Source organism: Streptomyces sp. NPDC059994 (genome assembly GCF_042737755.1).
In the GTDB taxonomy this organism is placed as follows: domain Bacteria; phylum Actinomycetota; class Actinomycetes; order Streptomycetales; family Streptomycetaceae; genus Streptomyces.
The window spans coordinates 87847-108976 of sequence record NZ_JBHWUR010000010.1 but is presented as its reverse complement, the minus strand read 5'-3'; the positions used below and the strand labels follow the sequence as shown (position 1 = coordinate 108976).

The following is a 21130-nucleotide window of genomic DNA, read 5'->3' as shown; positions in this document are numbered from 1 at the left end:
GGCGCCCGGCCGGGTTCAATACCCGCCCCGCCCCGCTGTCCGGCGGGCGCGGGGGGGGGTCGCCAGGGAACGTTCCCTGGCGAACCCGCCTGTTCGCCGGATGGAGCCCGTGGCCAGCACCGTGAGCCGCTCACCCTGCGTCGCGGTGCCGCCCGCAGGAGCAGGAGCAGGAGCAGGAGCAGGAACATGGACCATCGACCATGACCGACTACGCACTTGAAGCCCAGGCCTACTGGCGCCGCTGGCTGCCGCGCGCCCACGCCACGCTCACAGACCCCGACGCGTTCTACCGGCAGCTCGCCGACGACGTACAGGAACGCGTCAGCACCGTGTGGGACGTGCTCGCCGAGATCCACCTCACGCCGGACATCACCGACCACACCAAGCGAGCCGGACTCCTGCAGCTCCTGGGCCGCGAAGCCGAGCACACCGTGGTGCGGGCACTGGTCCAGCTGCCCCCAGAAGCGGACACCCGCCAGCGCGCCGAACCCGCCGCGCACCAGCGGCGCCTGCGCGAGTTCGACAGCCTTCTGGCGCAGCAGCAGGCCACCCTCCGCGCTCTCCTCGACGCAGAGCGCAGCGTCAGCGAGACCAGCGATGCAGAACTCGCCCAGGCCCTCCAGCTGATGCCGGAGCTCCTTGCCGTACTCGGCACCTCCCCGGACGAACTCCGCGCTCTCGGCCGTCAGATCTAGCCAGCCACCCCGGAAGGAGCGCAAGGTTGCCTTCCTCGACCGCCCCGGACTGGCCGCAGGGCACCGGGCTCCCCCCTCTCCAGCAACCGACTCGCGCCCACGTTCGCATCGCCCGCAACCTGGAGGCCATCCGCCTCCTCACCCAGCTCCCGGCCGACCAGCCCCTGACCCATGACCAGCGGGAGGCCTTGCAGGGCTACTCCTGGGGTGCTACGGGGGTCTCGGAAGTCTTCAACGAGGCCAGGCCCGAGTACCAGGCGATCCGTACCCAGCTGCGAGAGCTTCTCAGCGACGCCGCATACGACGCAGCGGCCGCCTCCACACCCACCGCGCACTACACCGACCCCGCCATCGTCGAGGTCATCCGCGCCGCGGTCACCGCACTCAATGTTCCCTCCGGGGCCCGCCTCCTCGAACTGGGCTGCGGGACGGGCGCCTTCCTGGCCCCGGGCATGATCGCCATTGAGCTTGAGCCCACCAGTGCACGGATCGCCCAGCGCCTCCACCCCGAAGCCACCGTTCACGCCTGCTCGTTCGTGGACGTCAGGCTGCCCCGCGACTATGCCGACGGAGCCGTGGGCAACCTGCCCTTCGGTGACTACACCCTGACCGACCCGTCCCACAACCCGCTCGGCCTCTCGATCCACAACCATGCCCTGAACTGGCTGCTCGCCCACGTGCGCCCAGGCGGCATCATCGCCGTCATCACCTCCCGGTGGACCCTGGACTCCCTCAAGGACGAGACACGCCGGGAGATGGCCCAGCACGCTGACCTCCTGGGCGCCATCCGACTGCCCGCCGGGGCCTTCGCCGGCAGCGCCGGAACCCAGGCCGTCGGTGACCTCCTCTTCCTCCGCGTCCGAGAACAGGGAAACGAACCGGCCGGCTGGGACCCCATCCCGACCCGCATCATCCCCGTCGAGGGCGGCAGCGCCCGGATCAGCAACTACTTCGCCCAGCACCCCGAACAGGTCCTGGGCACCCACACCTTGATCTCGGGACAGCACGGACCCGAGCTCAGCGTCGTAGCCAACGACCTGGCCACCCTCCCGGGCCAGGTCGCCGAGGCAGCCCAGCGCATCACCACACGCGCCCGGAGCGCGGAACTGACCTACAGCCCCGTCGAGCAGGCCCAGCGTGCCGCTGTCGATGCCGAGGCCGACCGGATCCAGCAGGCCATCGCACGGTTCGGCCACGACCTCGGCGCCCACGAAGGCAGCATCATCCAGGAGGGCAACGCCTTCCTGACCCTGCGCGAAGGCCAACTGGTGCCCTTCGCGTGCGCAGCGGCCGAGCACACCGAACTCGTAGACCTACTCGCCCTGCGCGACCGCTACCGTGACCTCGTCGACCTGCAGAACGCCTACCCGTCGCAGCCGCAGGCCGTGGAACAGGCGCGCGCCGAACTCAACGACTCCTATGACCAGTACGCCACCGTGCACGGCCCGCTCAACCGGGCGATGAAATCCCGCAGCGCTCGCTGGCACTTCCGGTTCGACCCCCTCGGACCCGCCGTCATGGCTCTTGAGGTCTACGACCGCAAGAGCGCTACCGCCAACAAGAGCAGCATCTTCCAGCACGACGAGCAGCAGGGCGAGACCCCAAGCCGACCGGGCACCGCGGCCGAGGCCCTGGCCATCAGCCTCAACCATCGCGGCGTCGTCGACCTCGCCTACATCGCCGAACTCCTCGCCGTCGCGCCAGATGAGGCCCGGGCCCGGCTCGGCACCCTCGTCTTCGACGACCCCAAAACGGGCGACCACATCCCCGCCGACCGCTACCTGGCAGGGCACGTCCGCAGCAAGCTCCACCTCGCCGAAAGCGCCAACCGCCAAGCCGCCGACGACCGCTTCCGAGCGAACATCGACGCCCTCAAAGCCGTCGTTCCCGACGACGCCGAGGCCGGCGACATCGACATCGAACTCGGCGACCCCATGCTGCGGCCCGACTGGGTCGAAGGCTTCCTGCGCACCCTCATCGGCCACCCGGAGATCCACGTCTCCCGGGCCGTCGGCGGGGACTGGCACATCGAGGCCGACGCCAAGGCCCGCAAACTCAGCACCAACCGCGAAACGTACGGCACCGCGCACTGGGACGCGCTCACCATCGTCGAGCGGATGCTGCGCCGCGCCAGCCTCCTCGTGCCCCCCACCCTGGACAAAGAGGCAACGTCCAGCGACCCCCGCGACGGCAAGACCCCGAGCACCTGGGCGACCGAGGACGTCCAGGCACGAGCCGATGAGATCAACCGACTCTTCGCCGACTACATGTGGGAAGACCCCGCACGCGGTGGTGAACTGATCCGCCTCTACAACTGGTACTACCGCTCACACCTCACCTACCGGCCCAGCGGTGCGCACCTGACGTTCCCCGGCCTCAACCCCGCCATCACCCCCCGCGACTACCAGAAGGACGCGGTCGCCCGCGGCCTGGTCGAGTCGTTCCTGATGGAACACGACGTCGGCTTCGGCAAGACACTGTCGATCCTCATGACCGTCATGAAGCGCAAACAGCTCGGCCTGTCGCGCAAGCCCATGATCGTCGTCCCCAACAACGCACTCGGCCAGTGGGAGCGCGCGGTCCGCTGGGCCTACCCCCACGCCAACGTCCTGATCTGCGCCGAGGAGGACTTCAACAGCACCAGCGATGCTGCCCAGACCCGCGCCCGCAGACAGACCTTCATCGGCAAGATCGCCAACGGGACCTTCGACGCGGTCATCGTCCCCTACACGGTCTTCGAACGCATCCCGCTCTCGGCCGAATCACAGCAGCTCTACCTCGAGTCCGTCTCCGCCCGCCTGCGGGCCTTCGTCGAACTGCAAAGCCGCGGCCGCAGCCCCGAGCGCGACGTCCTCGAACAGGAACTCCTCAACGACCTGCGCGACCCCATGGTCGCCGAGATCCTCGGCGAGGACCTCGCGCTGGCAGGCATCGGCGACATCACCGACGAGCGCCCCAGCGCCCGCACCGTCAAGCGGCTGCGCACCCTGCTCACCAAACTCGTGGAACAGCTGCGCAGGAACGCACTCATCCACCGCGACGTCGGCCTGCCCTTCGAACGCCTCGGCATCGACGGCCTGTTCGTCGACGAAGTGCAGAATTTCCTCGGCATCGCCTACCCGACCCGCCTGCGCGAGCTCGGCCTCTCACCCGCCGCACGCGCCTACGACCTCGACATGAAGGCGTGGACCGTCCGGCGCGCCTACCCCGACTCCGCCGTCATCATCGCCGCCTCCGGCACGCCCGCCCGCAACAACATGGCGCAGTTCTACCGCCTGCACGAACTCATCAAGCCCGACCTGCTGCCCCAGGCCGCCATCAACGACCTCGACAGCTTCCGCGGCATGTTCATCGCAACAACCCTCGAACCCGAGATCGCCCCCAACGGCGACATCCGCTTCAAGGAACGCCCCGGCGCCTTCCGCGAGGCGAACCTGAACACCTACATCCGCCTCCACCACATCATGGCCGACGTACGCACCCAGCACGACATCAAGATCGACGGCCGTCCCGTCCTCGCGGGCGGCACGCCGCAGATCCACGTCATCCCGCGTACCGAGGGCGAATCCGCATGGATGAGCACCAACTGGCTCGGCCGCATCGAACGCTTCGAGGCCGGCGAGCCCGACGAGGGCGACATCATGCCCAGCATCATCAGCGACGCGGTGATGCACGCCATCCACCCCAAGCTCGTCGGCGAGGAAGCCGACGGGCCCACTGTCCTCGACGCGGTCGTTGACAATGTCCTGCGCATCGATCTCGCCTACCGCGACCGCCGCTACCGCGTCGACGCGAAAGGCCCCAACTCCCCGCTCCACCCCACCCCCGGCGCCGGACAGTTCATCTTCTGCAGTCTCGGAGTCAGCAACGCCGACAACCGGCGCAAGGGCAAGTGGAGCGCCTACGACTACATGCGCGATCGCCTCATCGCCGGCGGCATCCCCGCCGACAAGATCGGCTACATGCAGGACGCCAGCGGCAGCTCGGCCAAGAAGGAAGAACTCCTCGCGAAATTCCGCACCGGAGAAATCCGCGTCCTCATCGGCTCCAGCGGCACCGCCGGCGTCGCCGTCGACGCACCCGACCGCGCCATCGCCGCGCACCAGGTCACCTTCGGATGGCGCCCGGACGAAATCGAGCAGGAACAAGGGCGCCTCCTGCGGCCCGGCAACCAGCACCGCGTCGCCCAAGTCCACCAGTACGTCAAGTACATGTCCGCGATGGCCCTTCGGCTGCAGCACTGCGAACGCAAGGCCCGCTTCATCACCCAGTACAAGACGGGCCACATCGACCTGACTCAGATCGACGACATGGAGCTCGACCTCAACAAGGCCACCTTCGCCATCGCCGAACTGAAAGCGATGGCGGCGGGAAAGCAGTTACTCCTCGACAAGCACCGCATCGACCAGAAGGTCCGCCGGCTCGAGGCCGCCGAGAGCCGCTGGCGGCGCACCCGCGAGCACCAGCGCACCATCATCGCCAGCGCCGACGAAGTCATCGCCTCCAGCCAGCGCCGCATCGACCATATACGGGAGCTCCTGGCCCGCCGCGATGACCCCGCCCAGCGCGGACTCCGCCTCGACGGCCGTGACGCACCCGCCACCGCAACCGACCTGCGCGATCTCCTCCTCGACAGGCCGAGCCTGGAGCTCCGAAACGTCGCAACCCTCAACGGCGTGCCCCTGCACGTCAGCAAGCACCCCGAGACCGGCACCGCAGTCATCACCGCAGAAGGCGTCGACCACCGCCTCACCGTCACCGTCGGCAGCCAGGAGCGTCCGGCCTCCACTGCGACCTGGCTCGGCCGGCTGGGCAAACTACTCACCCCCCTGGACGCCGCACTGCAGGACGCGCACGACGAGCTGGCCGCCCGCACCACGAGCGTCGAGCGCGCCCACCGCCTGATCGATCTTCCCTTCGATCAGGCGGAAGCGCTCACCAGCGCCCGGGCCGAGCAGGCACACGTGGCCGGTCTGATCGCCGCCGAGGCAGCCGCGAACACCCCCGACCGGGACGACAACCCCAGGGACACCCAGGAAGCGACCGACCGGGAGATGCAGGACTTGGTCGACTCCCTGCTCGCCGACGGGGACGAGCAGGAAACCTCCACCCGCCGAGGAATCACCGCAGCTGGCGGGGGAGGGGCGCCAAGAAGCAGCGAACCCGACCACCACGGCGACGACAGCGAGCTCGGCCTCCCCAGCGACGCCGACATCACCGTCCCCGACCTGCCCCGGCCGCCCGCTGTGGCCGAGCTCGGCGCCAACCTCGTCTACCGGCTCACGCGCACCGGCCGGCACATGGGCCAGAGCACCGGCCGGGAGATCGCGGCCCTGCTGGAACGGGCCTACGAGGAGGCCAGCGCCGCCGTCGGCGAGGACGTGCAGAACTTTGCTCAGCACTCCCCACAATGGGCTCACCGGGCCGCGTCGATGCGCGACGCCCTGCTCGTCGCCGAACGCGGCGCCGACGGCGGCTGGACGGTCACCGGCTCCCGCGGCACCCGCACCACCCTCACGCCGCAACCCGACGTACCCGCACGCACGCTGCCCTACGGCAGCCTCGCCGACACCTACCTCGGTGAAGACGCGGTCCTGATCCGCTACGCCCAGTGGAAGCTCACAGCCCAGCACCCCGGCACCCGGCAGGACCAGGCCCTGCATGCCTGGACCGGCACGCTCACCACACTGGCCACCGGGCGCTACTCCCTACGGGACCACGGCCCGACCCTCGAACAGGTCACGGCTCGCGCCGCGCATTTTGAGGAACTCGCCCGCCTCGCCCGCACCTCCGCCGAGAACGCGGACCCCGACGCCGCCGCACTTGCCCAGCACATCCTCGACGAGGCACAGACACACCTGGAACGCCTCGGCCGTCTGGTGAGCGACACGGCTCTGCACGAGCCGTGGAACAACAGCCGCCCCAGCCACCTGGCCGGCCCGCCCGAGCCGATGCGCGGCAACCCCTGGGGCGGCGACACCAACAAGATCCACCAGGGCTACCTCCTGACCGGAGCCACCCACACCCATGCGCTGACCGGCGCCGAACTGCACTACGCCCTGCTCGCCCTCAAGGAGAACGGCGGCCGCACCCGGCGCCAGGACGACGACAACCCCCGCATCCGCGCCCTGACCCCTACGACCCACACATGGACCCGGCTCGACGCCGAGCTCACGCCGGCCGCGGTGGAGCGGCTGCAGAGCGCTCGCCAGGCCACCCACGACGTCGCGCAGCGGATGGCCGACGACTCCAGCCTGCGCGGCGCAGCCCACCTCGCCAGCTACACAAACTTCCGTCGCGAGGCAGCCGCCTGGCTGGCCGTCCACCCGGACGCCGTCGACGCCCTGAGCGCCCTGCGCACCGGCCCGTCCACCGCCACGATGACGGCGGCCGTCGAGCTGATCACGCAGCAGGCCTTCCACCGGGCCCGCGCCAGCATGCGGCCCCGTGAAGCAGGCCGCATCCTGCACCACCACGTCAGCCAGTGGGACATCGACCCCACCAGCCCACTGCGGCACACCGCCGAATACCGCTCCCTGCACCAGGTTCTCGACCAGCTCGCCACCAACGACACCGAACAGAGCGGCACCAGCGACCTCCTGCGCCGCGCCTTCCTCCGCGCCAAACAACTGGCCGATGCCACCAACGGCCGCGACCGCGCCCGCGCCCAAGAGATCCTCACCCACTACGGGTGGATGCTCGCAGCCTCCACCGGCCCCCGCCCGGCAGACATCGGGCAGAGCATCTGGGCGCGCCACGACGAGATGGCCGAGAACCTCTCGCCCTACCCCTTCAAGAACGACACCTGGTACGAGCACACCAAAGCCGGCGGCGGCCTCGCCGACCTGCTCGGATCGGACCTCAACCAACTGCTGGCCATGGCCAGGCGGGCCGCCGAGAACAGCCCGCAACGCGTCGTCGTACGCAACGAACCCGATGACGGGATCCGCATCACCGGCACCCGCACCATCGTCGCCACCCCACTGACCGAACACTTCCCCGCCCTCGTCGCACCCCACATCGAGGAAGTGCAAGGCCTCCTGCACACCATGCTCCGCAGCGCTGAGTACGGAGGATTCGGCCAGAAGGAGACGATCAACCAGTGGCTCACCACCCACCTCCCCGACGCCTCCGACGGCCTGCGTGCGGTAGTCGCGAGCAGCCCGCGCACCGAGAGGGAGTTCCGCCAGGCATTCCGCGTCCACACCTACCAGGCCCTGATCCGAGCCGGGCAGGACCCGACCCTGGACACGCCCGCATCCGCGCCGCCGCTGAAGGCGGCCCCGGCCCCCGCCCTCACCGAAGACCCACAGGCCCAAGCCCTCGTCGCCCTCTACGGCCGCGCGGCCCAGCACGCGCTGAAGGATTCCTTTCTCCTGGCCGCAATCCGCGAGGCCATGCCGGCCACCGGGCCCGACGACCTCTCCACTGCCCTGGTCGCCTCCGGCGTTCTTGACTGGCTTGTTGGCGGCGGGATGCTCTCCGCTGCCGCCGACGCCGCGGCGCTGCGCGAACACGCCCTGCACTCCCTCGCCGCCGGCACACCAGGACCTGCCCTCAGCGCCTTCTTCCACCAGGTATGGGATGCCGCGGTGCGCGGGGACTACCGCGAGCCCCGGCGCAGCCAGCTGCGATCCGGCCGGATCCGCGCCCTCGACAACTTCGTGATCCCGCTGCGCAGCACGATCACCGCCGACTACCGCACGGCCAACACGCCCGAGACAGAGCAGGCGTGGAAGTCCGCCTTCAGGAAGAGCCATCCGCTGGAATGGGCCACACTGCGGGGAGCCGAGACGTCCCTGCTGCAGGCCGACTGGGCCTGCACGAGGCCCGAGAACCTGGCCCTGCAGTGCGAAGGCGTGCTGCAAGCAGCCCACGCTCTCAAGGACTTCACCGATCGGAGCGAGTGGGCACAGACATTCACCGCCCCCACGGAGCAGGCCGTCTCCACACTGCACCATCTGCACCGTTACCTCACGATCCTCACTCGTGTCCCGGGAAGCTGGGAGCCGGTGGTACGCCAGGAACGCGAGGAGGGGCTGCGGCGCGCCGAGGAACGACAACGCCGCCCTGGCCGGTTCGCCCGCGCCGGGGAGCGAGCCCGGACCCTGCGCTTTGACCCGTGGACCGCCTACCGGCTCGACAACAACGAGATCCTCACCGGTGGTGCGGCAACCCATCGGCTCAGAGCGCTGGTCGCCGGCGGAGCCCTCGTCGCGGAAGAAGCCGACGGATCACTGGTCCTGCACGCCAAGACCGACCCCTACCCCATCCACCTGACCCGCCTCACCGGCGAAGCGGCGCTCACACACTTCGCCCAACTGCCCCACTACACCACCGTCACCACGCCCGCTGACCCGCGCAGACCCCGCTTCGCCGACGCGGAGGCCATTGCCGCCCATGTCCGCTCGGGCTCGCCCGAACTGGCCGGGCCTCACGACGACGGGCAGCTCACCGATGCCCGCCGGGCCCACCTGGAAGGCCTGCTCACGGATGGCGAACTCGTGCTGCAGGACCGCATCCTGCTCGTGCGGCCAGCCGGCGGCACCCGCTGGCACCTCTACCACCCCGGAACCCTCACCCCCCTGCCCGGCCAGCACGCCGAAGGCTTCGCGACCCAGGACCAAGCGCACCAGGCCGCCCGCGCGCTCCAGCAGATCACCGACCGGGACGGACACCCTTTCCCCTGGGACGCGCCCCTGGCAGGCCCCCTGTCCCGCCTGTGGCGCTCCCACGATCACCGGAGCCTCGACGACGCCGTCGAACATGCCCTCGCCTCCACTCCCGCCTGCGACCCGCAAGGCCACCACCGGCGCGCAGCCGACGAACGACTGCAGGCCAAAGCCCACGAACACGCCCTGCGCGAGCGCGACCGAGCCGACGGCTACCTCCTGGAACCGGCCCGACGAGCCTTCTACGACGACGAGCCCGGCCGGCAGCCGCGAGTCTGCTTCCCCCTCCACGTCACCCGCGCCCTGGCCGAAACCATGGGAGCCGACAACGCGGACCTCGTCCAGCAACGCATCACGGTCCACGCCACCGCCTTCACCCGCGTGAACGCCAACGACCTGTACGAGCACGAGAACGACGACGGACGCCCGCCAACGCTTTCTCACCGCATCATCGTCAAGCTGCAGACCTGGCGTGCCGACGACGGGCGCAGCGGAACCTTCACCGACACCGACTCCATAGACGGCCCCGACGCCCTGCGGCCTCCGCTGCCGGGGCGCTTCCGCAGCCAGCCCGATGTCCCCCCGAACGCGCGAGACCTGGCCCGGACCTTCTACTACAACGAGACCTGGCCCAAGCCACCCAGCGGCGTCGACACAGGCCGCCCCGCCGGGGAGCCCCGCGCAGCCGCCATCTTCAAACGCGCCCGCACCGCCATGAAATCCCTCCAAGACGGACAGTGCCAAAGCGGAAGCGTTCGCGAAGACTTCCTCCGCATCGCCCACGACCTGCACCTGCTCGCCGCCGCTTACGATCGCGGCGAGGACCACCCCAGGAGCGGCGCCTTCGCCCATGCCTCGGCCAGCGCCCGGATCCTGCGCGAGAAGCTCCTGCAGAGCCTCCGCTCCACGCACCACCACTCAGCCGTTGCCGACCACCGCCTCCACCCCGACGAGGACATCCCCCCTTCACCGCTGGCCGCGGGGCCCCTCGGCGGCGTACGCCTTCACCCCTGGCAGGCAGAAGCCGACACGCCCGTGGTCGTCACCGGCAGCCTCCCGGACGGCCACGAGCCCCTCACCGCCACAGGAACCCTCCGCAGCGCCGCCTACCACGTGCGCGTCCTGGAGAGCACCGAGCAGCGGGGCACGCTCCTGCGCCTCGATACCACGGAGGGGTCGGCTGAACTCTTCCTCCCCGAACGCCAGCTCATCGAGCAGCTCCCCGCAACGCTGCACCCCGCCCTCGCTTGCCCAGGCACGCCGCGGGCCGCCTTCGATCCGCCAGGGCCCCAGCCCGGCCCCCGGTCCGCGGTCCTGAACCGGCCCGCGGTGCGCGCCTTCCGCTTGCAGGGCGACTCCGCCAGCCGCATCTTCGCCCCCGCCACGGTCTTCCGCTTCGCGCACCAGGCCCTGCTGACCGGCCGCGACGGACCACGCAGCCGGATGGACAACCGTGCGACCTGGCGCGATGACGGCACCCTGGAGGTCCACTATGCGCGGGTGCTGGGCGGCGACCGCTCGGCGCTCCTCTTCGTCCCCGACTACGCCGACCCGTCCCCGGACACGGAAATCGACCCCGGCACGTGGATGGAGGTCCACGACGCGGAAAGCATCGCAGGAGCCGCCAACCAGCAGGCTCTGGTCCGTCTCGCAGCCGCCGACCCTGAAGTGCGCAGCCACCTCGCGCACGGCGGCGCCGCCCCGTTCACCAGCTGGCTCAGCCGCCAGGCCCGGCTCGGCCATCCCCACCTGCACCCCGACCTGCGCACCGACTGGATCGCCCACCCCCGCTACCGCCGCGACTTCGCCGGACTCGGTGAGAAGGAACTGCTCACCCTGCTCGACCAGCCCATCGCGCCAACACCCCCCGGCCACCTCGCATACAGCAGCCATCAGGCGCTCGCCGACGCCCGCGCCCACCTGGACGCCCTCGCCAGCCAGTGGAACCAGCAGGCCAAGGGCTACGTCAACGAACGATCGACCACCTGGAACAAGTTCAAGAAAGCCTGGCAGGCAGCCCGCACCGCACCGTGGCACGCCACCGACCCCGACGGCGGCGCCATCCCCCTCCCATACGCCCAACTCGACGAACGCCTCCAGGCCATGAGGCGCTGGCTGACCAGCCAGGAAGGCACCGCCGCCCGCCACAGCGAGCTCCTGGACGGCCTCGACCTCCTTCACCACCACCTCGCCCGCCACCTGACCCGCCTTGAGGCCTCCCACGCGTCCGACATCACCCTGAACACCGCACTGGCGGACATCCAGACACAGGCAGCACACAACCCGGCGCTCGCGACGGAGTCCGACCTGTCGGATGCGCTGGACGCCTGCCGCCACGCGCTGGCGCACCCCAGTGCCGATACGGACCTGCGCCTCGACTTCGATGTCGCGGTCTGGGATCTCACCCAGCCCCGCTCCACCCCCGAACATCTCAACCGCCTTGCCGCGCTGGCCCACACCGCACACCGCCTCTCCCACCACTACGCCACCACACCCACGACGAGCCAGCCCCACCGCGACATTCAGACCGCGGCCGAGGCACTCACCGGCATCGCGCAGACCTACGCCGCCCACCTGATCCGGGCTATCCGCGAGGAAACACCCGACCAGGCCCCCTCGCAGACCCTGCTCGCCTCCATCCAGAAGCACGCCCTGGCCGAGGACCGGCTCCGTTCCGCCCGCGACAGCGACTCCTGGGACGAGACCCTCGACACATGGCTGGCAAGCTCGATCCAACTGCCCAGCCCACTTGCTCCGGCGACACTCCTCGCGGCGCGGATCGGCGAAGCCCTCCCCGGACCGGTCGCCGCGCTGCGGGCCGGGATCCAGCACACCCTGAACGCATCCGCCGAGCCGTACCGCAGCTCCGTGGAGCACCGGGCGGCCACGGAGTTCCTGCAGAGCGCGGCCCGCAGCGTGCTGCGCGCCCGGGACCCGAGGGGCATGCCATCCGAGTACCGGGACTACTCACGGAAGTGGGCCGCCTTCACGCCGTACGGCTCGAGCAAACGGCCCGAGGACACCCAAGCACTGTCCGCGGCCATCCGCGCCACTCAGATCCTCCACGGCACGCTATCCAAGAGCTTCCGCCCGGCAAACCGCCAACTGTGGGCCGACCTCAAGATTTTCGAAAGCACGGCCCTGCACCAGCAGAAGCGGTGGGCGGCCAGCGAGGTCACCCTTCCTGCCGACGCGTCCCCCCTGACGAAGGCCCCACTCGACGGCGTCGCGCCCTACCACCGCGCAGGCGAACTACGCGCAGCGCTGGCACAGTTGCACGCATCCTGGGACCAGCTCCATCACGCGGCCATGCAACCCGACATGCTCGACGAGCCGGTGCACGCCGGCCTTTTCACCGACCTGACCGCCGCCTACGCACACGCCCGCGACATCCTCCTTGGGCTCCCGTACGCCATCGGCGCACTGTCCCACCTGCACGACGTTGCAGAACGCCTCGCAGTGCACCACGTGGGCCTCGCGGACGAAGCCACCGCACTGGGCCAGCTCGCCCGCAGCCACGCCCTGCGCACCCTGGCCACCGCCCGCAACCCCGACAGCGGCGCGCCAACCCTCGATGCCCTGCACCGCGAGCTCTACCAGACCTCACTCGCTAAGGCGCCCGGAGACACCGTCGATGCGGCAGCCCTGCGCGGCCAGATCCCGTCGCTCGTCGCTGACGACGGGCTCAACCGCTTGCTCCAGCGGCTGCAGTTCACCCACCCAGCGCGTCTGCGTGCCGAGGCGTTCCTGGCCTCCTGGACCGGGGACAGCCTCGCCGACTCCGAAGACCTGACGCTCCCTCCTGCCCGCCAGCAGTACTTCTACCCAATGGTGCGACTCGCTCAGGTCTGCGCCGACCTGCGAGCCAGCCTGCCCGACGACGCCGACACGGCTAGCCTGGAACAACTGGAGCGCCACATCGGCAGCTACCACCAGCTGGTGACCGGCCAACGCCACAGCTCCGCCAGAGCCACCGCCGCCCCATCCCCACATCTTGTCTCGGCCGGAGAGCCATCGGAGCCAGCGCAGCTGGTCGCCCCTGAGCCTTCCGGTCGCCGAGCCGAGGAGGCCCCCAAGGCGGTCGGCACCGCTAGCCACCCTGACCAGAGCCTCATCATTCCACCGCGCGACGAACAGGCGCGGCGCATCGCCGCACCCCCAGGTGCCACCGCGCCCGCGCCCGCAGCACAGCCGACGGCAGGTGCCGCCAATCGCCCCCAGCCCGAGCGACACGCTGACCCAGCCGACGCCGACGCCGAGAAGCCCCAAGACACGGCCGAGGCCACAGGGCACCTCGCGCCTCCCAACGATGCCGCGCGTTCCATGCGTTCGGCACCAGCACCCGCAACCCCCCGCGACTCCCCAGTCCCGGGCATTCCGCGGTGGGATCAGCCCCCGAACCTGCCCGCTCTCGTTGCCGAGGCCACCGCGATCGATACCCTGCCAGGCTACTCCTGGCAGGCCAGCGGCGACTTCGTCGCGGTCTACCACGACGGCCTGCCCATCGGGCGGGCCGAGCGCTACACGACCCGCGACAAGACCCGCTACCGGTGCTATCTCGGCGACGACCGGCTCACCCAGAGGCGATCGAACAGCGAGGCTGCCGCCCATATCGCCGCAGTCCACCATCATCTGACAGGTCCAGCTCGACCGGTCCAAGCGGACAGCCTGCGCATTGAACACACGCCCGCACACACCCGAGTGCACGGGACGAGCCAGGACGACCTTGAAGCGCACTGCGCCATCGAGGTCGCCGGTCAGGCCCGAGCTGTCTATGAGAAGCCTCCCCAGGGCAGTCGCCGCCGCACCGGCCCCTTCCTGTATTGGGAGATCCGCGGCACTCCTGATGAGCGCCAGACGGCCGTTGACCGACTGATAGCCGTGCTGGCTACCCGCGGTCGGCGTATTCCCTCCACCACCGGGACTGCCAGCGCGGCACAAGTCGAGGAACCCCGGCGAGAGGAGCGCGAGTTCCTTGGGTCGCCTGCGCCGGAGAATCAAGAGGAGAGTCAAGCACCCGCCGATCGCGACCACCGACAGGCTGCAGCCGAAGCCGAGAGCCTGGGGGAGCAGGCCACTCGGCTGCCCAGTGATGCCGACGCCGAAAGCGCCCGTACCGATGACGCGTTCGGCTCCCTTGCCGGTGCACAACTCACCCCCGAGCCTGCGAAGGCGCAAGAGCCCGTGCCGGTCGCCGTGTCTGAGCGAGGGGTGGAGCCCGGCTTCATGGCCCGTATCACTCCCCCGGCTGGCGTCGCTATCGACCGTTCGTGGTGGGTCGGTTCGTACGGACAGTGGGACACGTCGACGGTCGGCCGCGGGAAGGGGGTGTCCCGTGCTGCGGTCGCTTTCGCCCGGCACTGTGAGGCGCACGGGTGGGCGGTTGTACTGCGTGCCGGTGTTCGGACCGTCGACGACGAGACGTCCGAGGGCGTGTGGGAGGTAGAGGCAACGGGACTTGTTCACGACAACCGGCAGGGGGGTCGGTCCCCGGCGGTGCTGTCCGCCATGTGGGTGCAGCAGGAAGGAGAGCGCCGTTGGGACTTTTCCGCCGAATTGTCGGGGGCGGAAATTGGCAGCAGGATGCTGGACGGGATCAAGTCGTTGGCTGACTTTGAGCACAACGCCCGTGTCGCGCGTCCGATAGAGCCGAAGGCCGTAACGGAGCCCGAGGCCGACACACTCCCAGCGGAGCCCGTGGCCGTCCGGGAGCCTGCGGCTGCAGCAGCGGCCCTTCTGGCAGGGATGCCGCGCAACGCAGGGGTTCTCTTCCACGAGGCGCCCGAGCGCGGTTGGGATGTAACGGCTGAACGCCGTTGGACGGGCAAGGTGTGGGTGCGGGCCGTGGTCGCCACCGCGCTTGTGATGGGGCGTGCGGGGGTCGAGGAGCGGGAGTACGTGGCCGCCTGGAAGGAGACGTCGGGCACATACATGGCGGGCCAGTCCACGAGGGGCTTCAAGTCGGTCCGGGAAGACGTGGCGAGGCTACTGATCGCGAACCGTGCGCATGAAGCATCGGGACGCACCGTGTGGGGCCGTGACGCTGCGGAGTGGGTACAGCAGATCGATGCTGCAGTGTCTGAAATCTCGCATGCGGTCGCGGAGGCGCAGGACACGCTCAACGCGCTGGACGGGTCAACGGCCACCGGGGCACGGGCGGTTGAACTTGCATCGTCTGCGTGCCGGGAGGCGACCGAGTGCGAGCGCGGCGCGATCGAGGCGCGGGACGCCGCCCGGGAGTGGCTGACGGAGACGAACGGCGAGGATGCGCGCGGCTGCGCGTCGTGGCGGCGAGTGGTGGTTCTGGCCAGCCAGAACGTCAAGGAGGCTGCGCAGCGCGTGAACGGCGCGGCCAGGCGCGCCGAGGCGGAAGCTCAAGCAGGTCCGGTCGTGGAGGAGGCGTGGGCCCGGCTGAACGCACAAGAGGCGACATGGCGGGAAGGCCTTGCGCACACGAACCAGACGCCGACCGCCCAGGGGTACGCGGGCGTGATCGTCATGTTCGCGGACGCACGGCGGGACTGGTGTGCCTGGTTCGAGGCGAACGGGGACCCCGCGCTGTCATTCGCGGGGCAATACGACGCATGGGCGAAGTCCAGAGACAACGAGCGGACCGTGCACCTCCCGTCCCGGTACACCGCGGCCTTCCTGCTGGCTGGCGACCGTGTGGACGATGCGGCCCGCGCCTACACGGTGGCGGTGGCTGAGCATGTGACAGGGCCGGGCGGGGACCGTCTGAGGGAGCTGGCGGCGGAGTTCCGGCGCCAGCCACAGTCGATGAAGTTCGCAGGGATGCGCAAGCACCTGGCTGACTGGGCGAAGTACCCGAACCGATCAGGAGCGGCACCGGAGCTTCTCGCGGAACTCGCCCCCGCCGAGTGGGCGGCACTACAGACGGCACAGGCCGCGTATGAGGGAGTGGAGTCCTTCCGTGACGCGCTGGTTTGGGATGCCCGGTATGCCGGTGAGCGCGCGGTGAAACGGGCGGAGGCCATCACACAGGGCCGCCGGGGCGCCGAGGACGGGCGCCGGGAGCGGGATGCATCGGGAGCCACCGAGGTGGCCTGGGCGGCAGCGGGTGAGCGTATCGCAGCCGCCCTGTCCAGGGTGAAGATCGCGGAGGTGTCCGCGCTGCGCTCGTTCGAGGAAGCGGAGACGGCTGCCCAGCAGGCTGGCGACGACGAAGACCTATGGGACGCTGTGCGGCTCTGCGGCGCGGCCGTCGACGACGTGCGGCTCGCGGCTCGTGAGGCCGAGTTCTACCGCGAGTCGGCGGAGAGCTACCGAGAAGCCCGGCGCCTCACCGACTACCTGGCGGAGGCGGAGCGCATGGAGCGGGCAGCGCAGTCCGCAGAGTCGTCGGAGACCGAAGCGCGTTACCTGGGGGACGCGCTGGAGGACACGGGAAAGACCATCGAGCGGCGCGAGGCGCCACCGGAGCCTGCGGCCACCATTGCCGCCAGCCAAATAGCCCCTTCCGCACCCTCGTCCACAGCACAGGCGAGCCCGTCAGCCGACACCGTCACGGCGCAGGACCCGGACGCGGCTGCACGGCCGGCCGCATTAGACGCCGCCCCTCAGACCGCGGCCGCTACGGTCGCACAAACCCCAGCAGATCCGGCAGCGGGCTGGGAGTCCGAAGGGGGAGCCGTGCCGGGCGTGCCGGTCCCGCGTGGCACGCATCCCGATCCTCTGCCGTCGGCGAATTTCGCCGACAAGACGCGAGGTTGGGAGGTGACCTACAAGGGCCACCATTCGTACCTGATCGAGGAGGTCGCCCCAGACCGCTGGCGCCTGTGGCGCGGAACGTCGTACGCACGCAACAAGGACCGCAAGCTGATCGCGATCAAGGGGTCGCAGCAGGCAGTGCGTGCGGCGATGGTCGAGGATCACAAGCGCCGCTTCCCCGCCATGCACGAACCGGGGCCGACTCCGGCGGTGCCTACAAAGCACGCCGAGACGCCGGCCGTGGGAGGACCTGCCCAGGCGGATTCCCTGCCTGCTGCTCTGGAAAGCGGCGGTGACCGGGACTGGCGCCACATGGATCCCAGCGCCTTTGGCCTCGAACGACGCGCCACCGCCCCCGGACTGCCGCCTGTCACCCTGATGCCCGGCCAGGCAGAACTCCCGGATTCAGATGAAACGGCCCCAGCAGCGGTCCAACCAGACAGTCCGGCCGCAGTGCGCGGAGTGGACCTGCTCCGCCCTGCAGCTGCCCCACCCGCAGGCGGCCCGCAGAAGGAGGCCACCGCGCCTCGCGCCGCTGCGGATGTGCCCCGCTGGAGTACTGGTGCACCCCGCGTCACCGCCCCTGCAGACGCAGAGCCGCTGACCGCCCACCCCGGATACCTGCACCACACCGACCCGGAGACCGGCACCATCGCGGTCTTCGCAGGCCCGCAGCTCATCGGCCGCAGCGAGCCGTTCACCAACTCCAAGTCCCAGGCCAGTTACCGCAATTACCTCGGCGACGACCAGCTATTCAACGCCCAGGAGGCAATCGCCGCCGTCACGCGCATCGCCGTCGCTCACCAGGCGCTGACCGGACCGCTGCCCATACGCACCACCCAGAACGAGGCGGTGTGGATCGAACACCACGACCAGATCACCCGCATCCATGGCTCCCAAAAGGAGGATCTTGAACTCCTGGCCGCTCTGCAGGTGTCGGGGACATTCCGCCCGCACTACAGCCGCAACGCGGGACGGAAGTCCTTCCTGTACTGGGCCATGTCCTCCAAGCAGCCACTGGATGAGCGCACCGAAGCAGTCGAGCGCCTCCTGGCGATTTTGGCCGCGCGAGGGCGCGTCCTCACCGTCGGCAACAACGACTCCCCGGACGCGGACGCGGCCCTTGCAAGGCGTGAGGCCGCACTACCGGCTCGAACGGCTCAAGGCAACGCACGTGACGACGCACACCAGCGGTCGTCGCCCCCCGTTTCACCAGCGGACCTTGACCCCATGGAGGCCGAGAACGGCTCCGGCCCCCTCCGTACCGGTCCGCGGTCGGCTGAGGATGCGGCCGACCCTGGGGACAGTGAGGAGGAGTACCCCTTCCCGCCCGGTCGCCACGGCTCAGGCAGCGGCCTCGACCCCAGCACCCTCGCCGGCCCAGTCCCCGCTGACCCGATGGACCACGGAGACCGGCTCCACACCCGACACGTCGACATCCCGGCCGCAGAGGCGACCACCTTCCAGATCCCCGGCGGGCACATCTTCACTCTCCTGATGCTCCCCGAGCCGCTGGATCGCACGGCTGCAGCTGCCGGCGTCGTCACAGACGACATCGGCAAGTGCATCGGACGTGCCGATGAGCTGAACGGGGCACGGATCATCGCCCAGGCCTACCAGAGCGAGTACGAACGGCTGCGGACCGCAGACCAGAGCACCGTGCACCTGCTCCACGACCTCAGCGACGCCGAACGTGCCTGGCTCCATACCCATCCCACGAGCGACACTGCGCCTGCGGCACCCGGTGCCACACCAGCCGAGACCACCCCCGGCCCCGAAGCCGGCAGACCCGCCGCAACCAGCACCGGGGAAGGCGCCGCCAACCCGGCGCCCGATCACAGGGCACCCAGGCCAACGGCCTCATTCACCGACTACGACGCCGCGCGCAGCCACCTGCGGGCCATCGACGACCACAGAGCCCGCCAAGTTCTCGCCTTGCTCGACCTGGACGAGGGCCAACTCACCGAGGACGGGAATTTCATCCTCGCCAAGTCCACCTCCGCCACCAGGGGTGAGGGGGTCCGCCACAGGGGGCGCTGGTACCTCCTTCACGCACTCACTGCCGTCGTGGTGAGCGGCTTCGACGGCGACACGCGCCGGGCCAGCGCACTGACCTACGCCAAGTGTCTGGCCGCCGCGACCGGGTTCCAAGGGGAGACCATCCGGTGGGCGGACCTGACCGACCCGGAGGCCGTCACGCGCGCACGAACCGAGGCCGACGCCTCACTGGAGTCCCTGACAGCGCAGGAGAACGACCGCGAGGCTGAGGCCGAGGACGGCATCTGGGCAGCCAACCGCTCGGCTCCCCACGCATTTGCCCGCCGTGTGGACATGCTGCAGTACTGGAATGCCGGGGGTCGCTACTCCGCAGGTGACACGCAGGTCGGCGCGTTCATGCGCTACTGGTCCTCCGACCGCGACCGGCAGATCGTCCACCTCAGTGCCGACGGTCAATTCGCTGTGGTCGCCTTCCGGACAGGCTTCGAGGTGCATCCCGCCCGCGACCCCATCGGCCTGAGCAGCACACGGCTCACGTTCAATTCGCGTTCGCGAGCTGAGGCGTTCGCCAGGCACCTCGCGGCCCTTCGACGCGCCGATGGAACACCAGTGAGTTGGGCCAGCCCCGATATCCGCGATGAGGTCACCGGGTTCGTTTCGGACCAGGGCGAGCCCCTGAACGTCGCCATCCTGCGGGCCTATGCCACGACCTACACCGACGGCAAGGGCATTCCCTCAGGCATCGACCCGGCCGCGCTCTACCGCAGGGCCGCAGACGCCGCGGCAAACAACGGAGCGGGAACGGGCCGGAGGTTAGCCGAGGACGTGTCCGTGGGTGACCTGCTGCAAGGGACATTGCCTCGCAGGGTCACTGCCAGGGACGACACCGGCAGCCTGGTCCGAATCCGCACCGCGGACGGCGCCGTCAACGACCACGACCGCAGGGACACCCTGGAACTGTTCGACACCGACGCCGATCACGCCCGTACCGCCACCGGTTTCGACAACACGAGCGCAACCCGTCTCTACACGGGCGAAGTCACAGCGGGTGACGTCGTCGAATTCGAGGCCGCCGAGCGCGAGCTCACGCAGCTGGTCAACCTCGAACCAGCGCAGATCCGCCACTGGAACGGCCGCGGCACCTGGCGCCTCGTCGGCCTGGTCAACGACGCCAAAGGACCCCCAGGTACCCACAACGAAGGCAACGGCCTGTCCCTAGATCATGTACGCGCATGGCGCAGACAGTGGAGCGAGGACGGCAGCGGCTGGCAAGAGCACACCCCGGGATCCACCACCCTCAGCCTCGACCGCCACCAGGCACCGGCCACCGTGATCCGCCTCGACGCGCACGACTCAGCCACCTGGAGGTCCGCAGGCACCGTGACGCAGACGCGGCATTCCTCCTCTGTCGTGGCGCCCGATCCAGCCGACCAGGCGCCCGTGGGCCCACAGCCGCAAGCCCCTGCCCCTGCGACCGACCGCAACCTCGAACAGGAACAGGCACGGAACCTCCTCGGGCCCGCCTTCGGCGGGTTCACGCTCCACGCGCGCACGACCCTCGACAGTGCAGAGGCCGCCGACCAGTTCAAGAACGAACTGGCACGCCTGCTGGACTGGCCGCATCCCCAGCCCGGGCCGCTGCTCCTGTGCCACTTGGGAGAGAAGCCGGTGTACTTCGCCGCCCTCGACCATCCACAGCTGGGCCGCGTCGTGGACATGGCCTACGATCCCGCAGGCGGCCCTATTGCCCGTGTCACACGCCAATCACTCGAAGCCCACCCTCCCGCCGTACTGCTCCACTCCCTCGCCGCCGCAGCACCCGAGCAGCCTCTCAGCGCCACGGCGCGCCTCGACGAGGCAGCGCTCGCGCAGGCAGCCGAAGGGCTCCTAACCGACCAGCAGCGCCGCCTGGGAGAGCAGGGAGGCACGCGCCGCAGCGAGCCGGGCTCTGCCTCCCTGCGAGCACAGCAAGCCACCGCGCAGGCAAGCGCTCACCTCCCACAAGCGGGACCCACATTGCCCGTGTCCTGATCACCG

Annotated in this window: 2 protein-coding genes; both read left to right on the top strand. The window is 69.9% G+C overall.

What is annotated here, in order from left to right:
- Window positions 1-200 precede the first annotated feature (200 nt).
- Window positions 201-695, top strand: coding sequence for a hypothetical protein (locus tag ACFWA7_RS08750; protein WP_385821809.1), 495 nt, complete (start codon window positions 201-203; stop codon window positions 693-695).
- 26 nt (window positions 696-721) lie between these two features.
- The gene (locus tag ACFWA7_RS08745) at window positions 722-21124 is read left to right on the top strand and encodes a hypothetical protein (protein WP_385821807.1); all 20403 of its coding nucleotides are present in this window, start codon (window positions 722-724) and stop codon (window positions 21122-21124) included.
- Window positions 21125-21130: the final 6 nt, after the last annotated feature.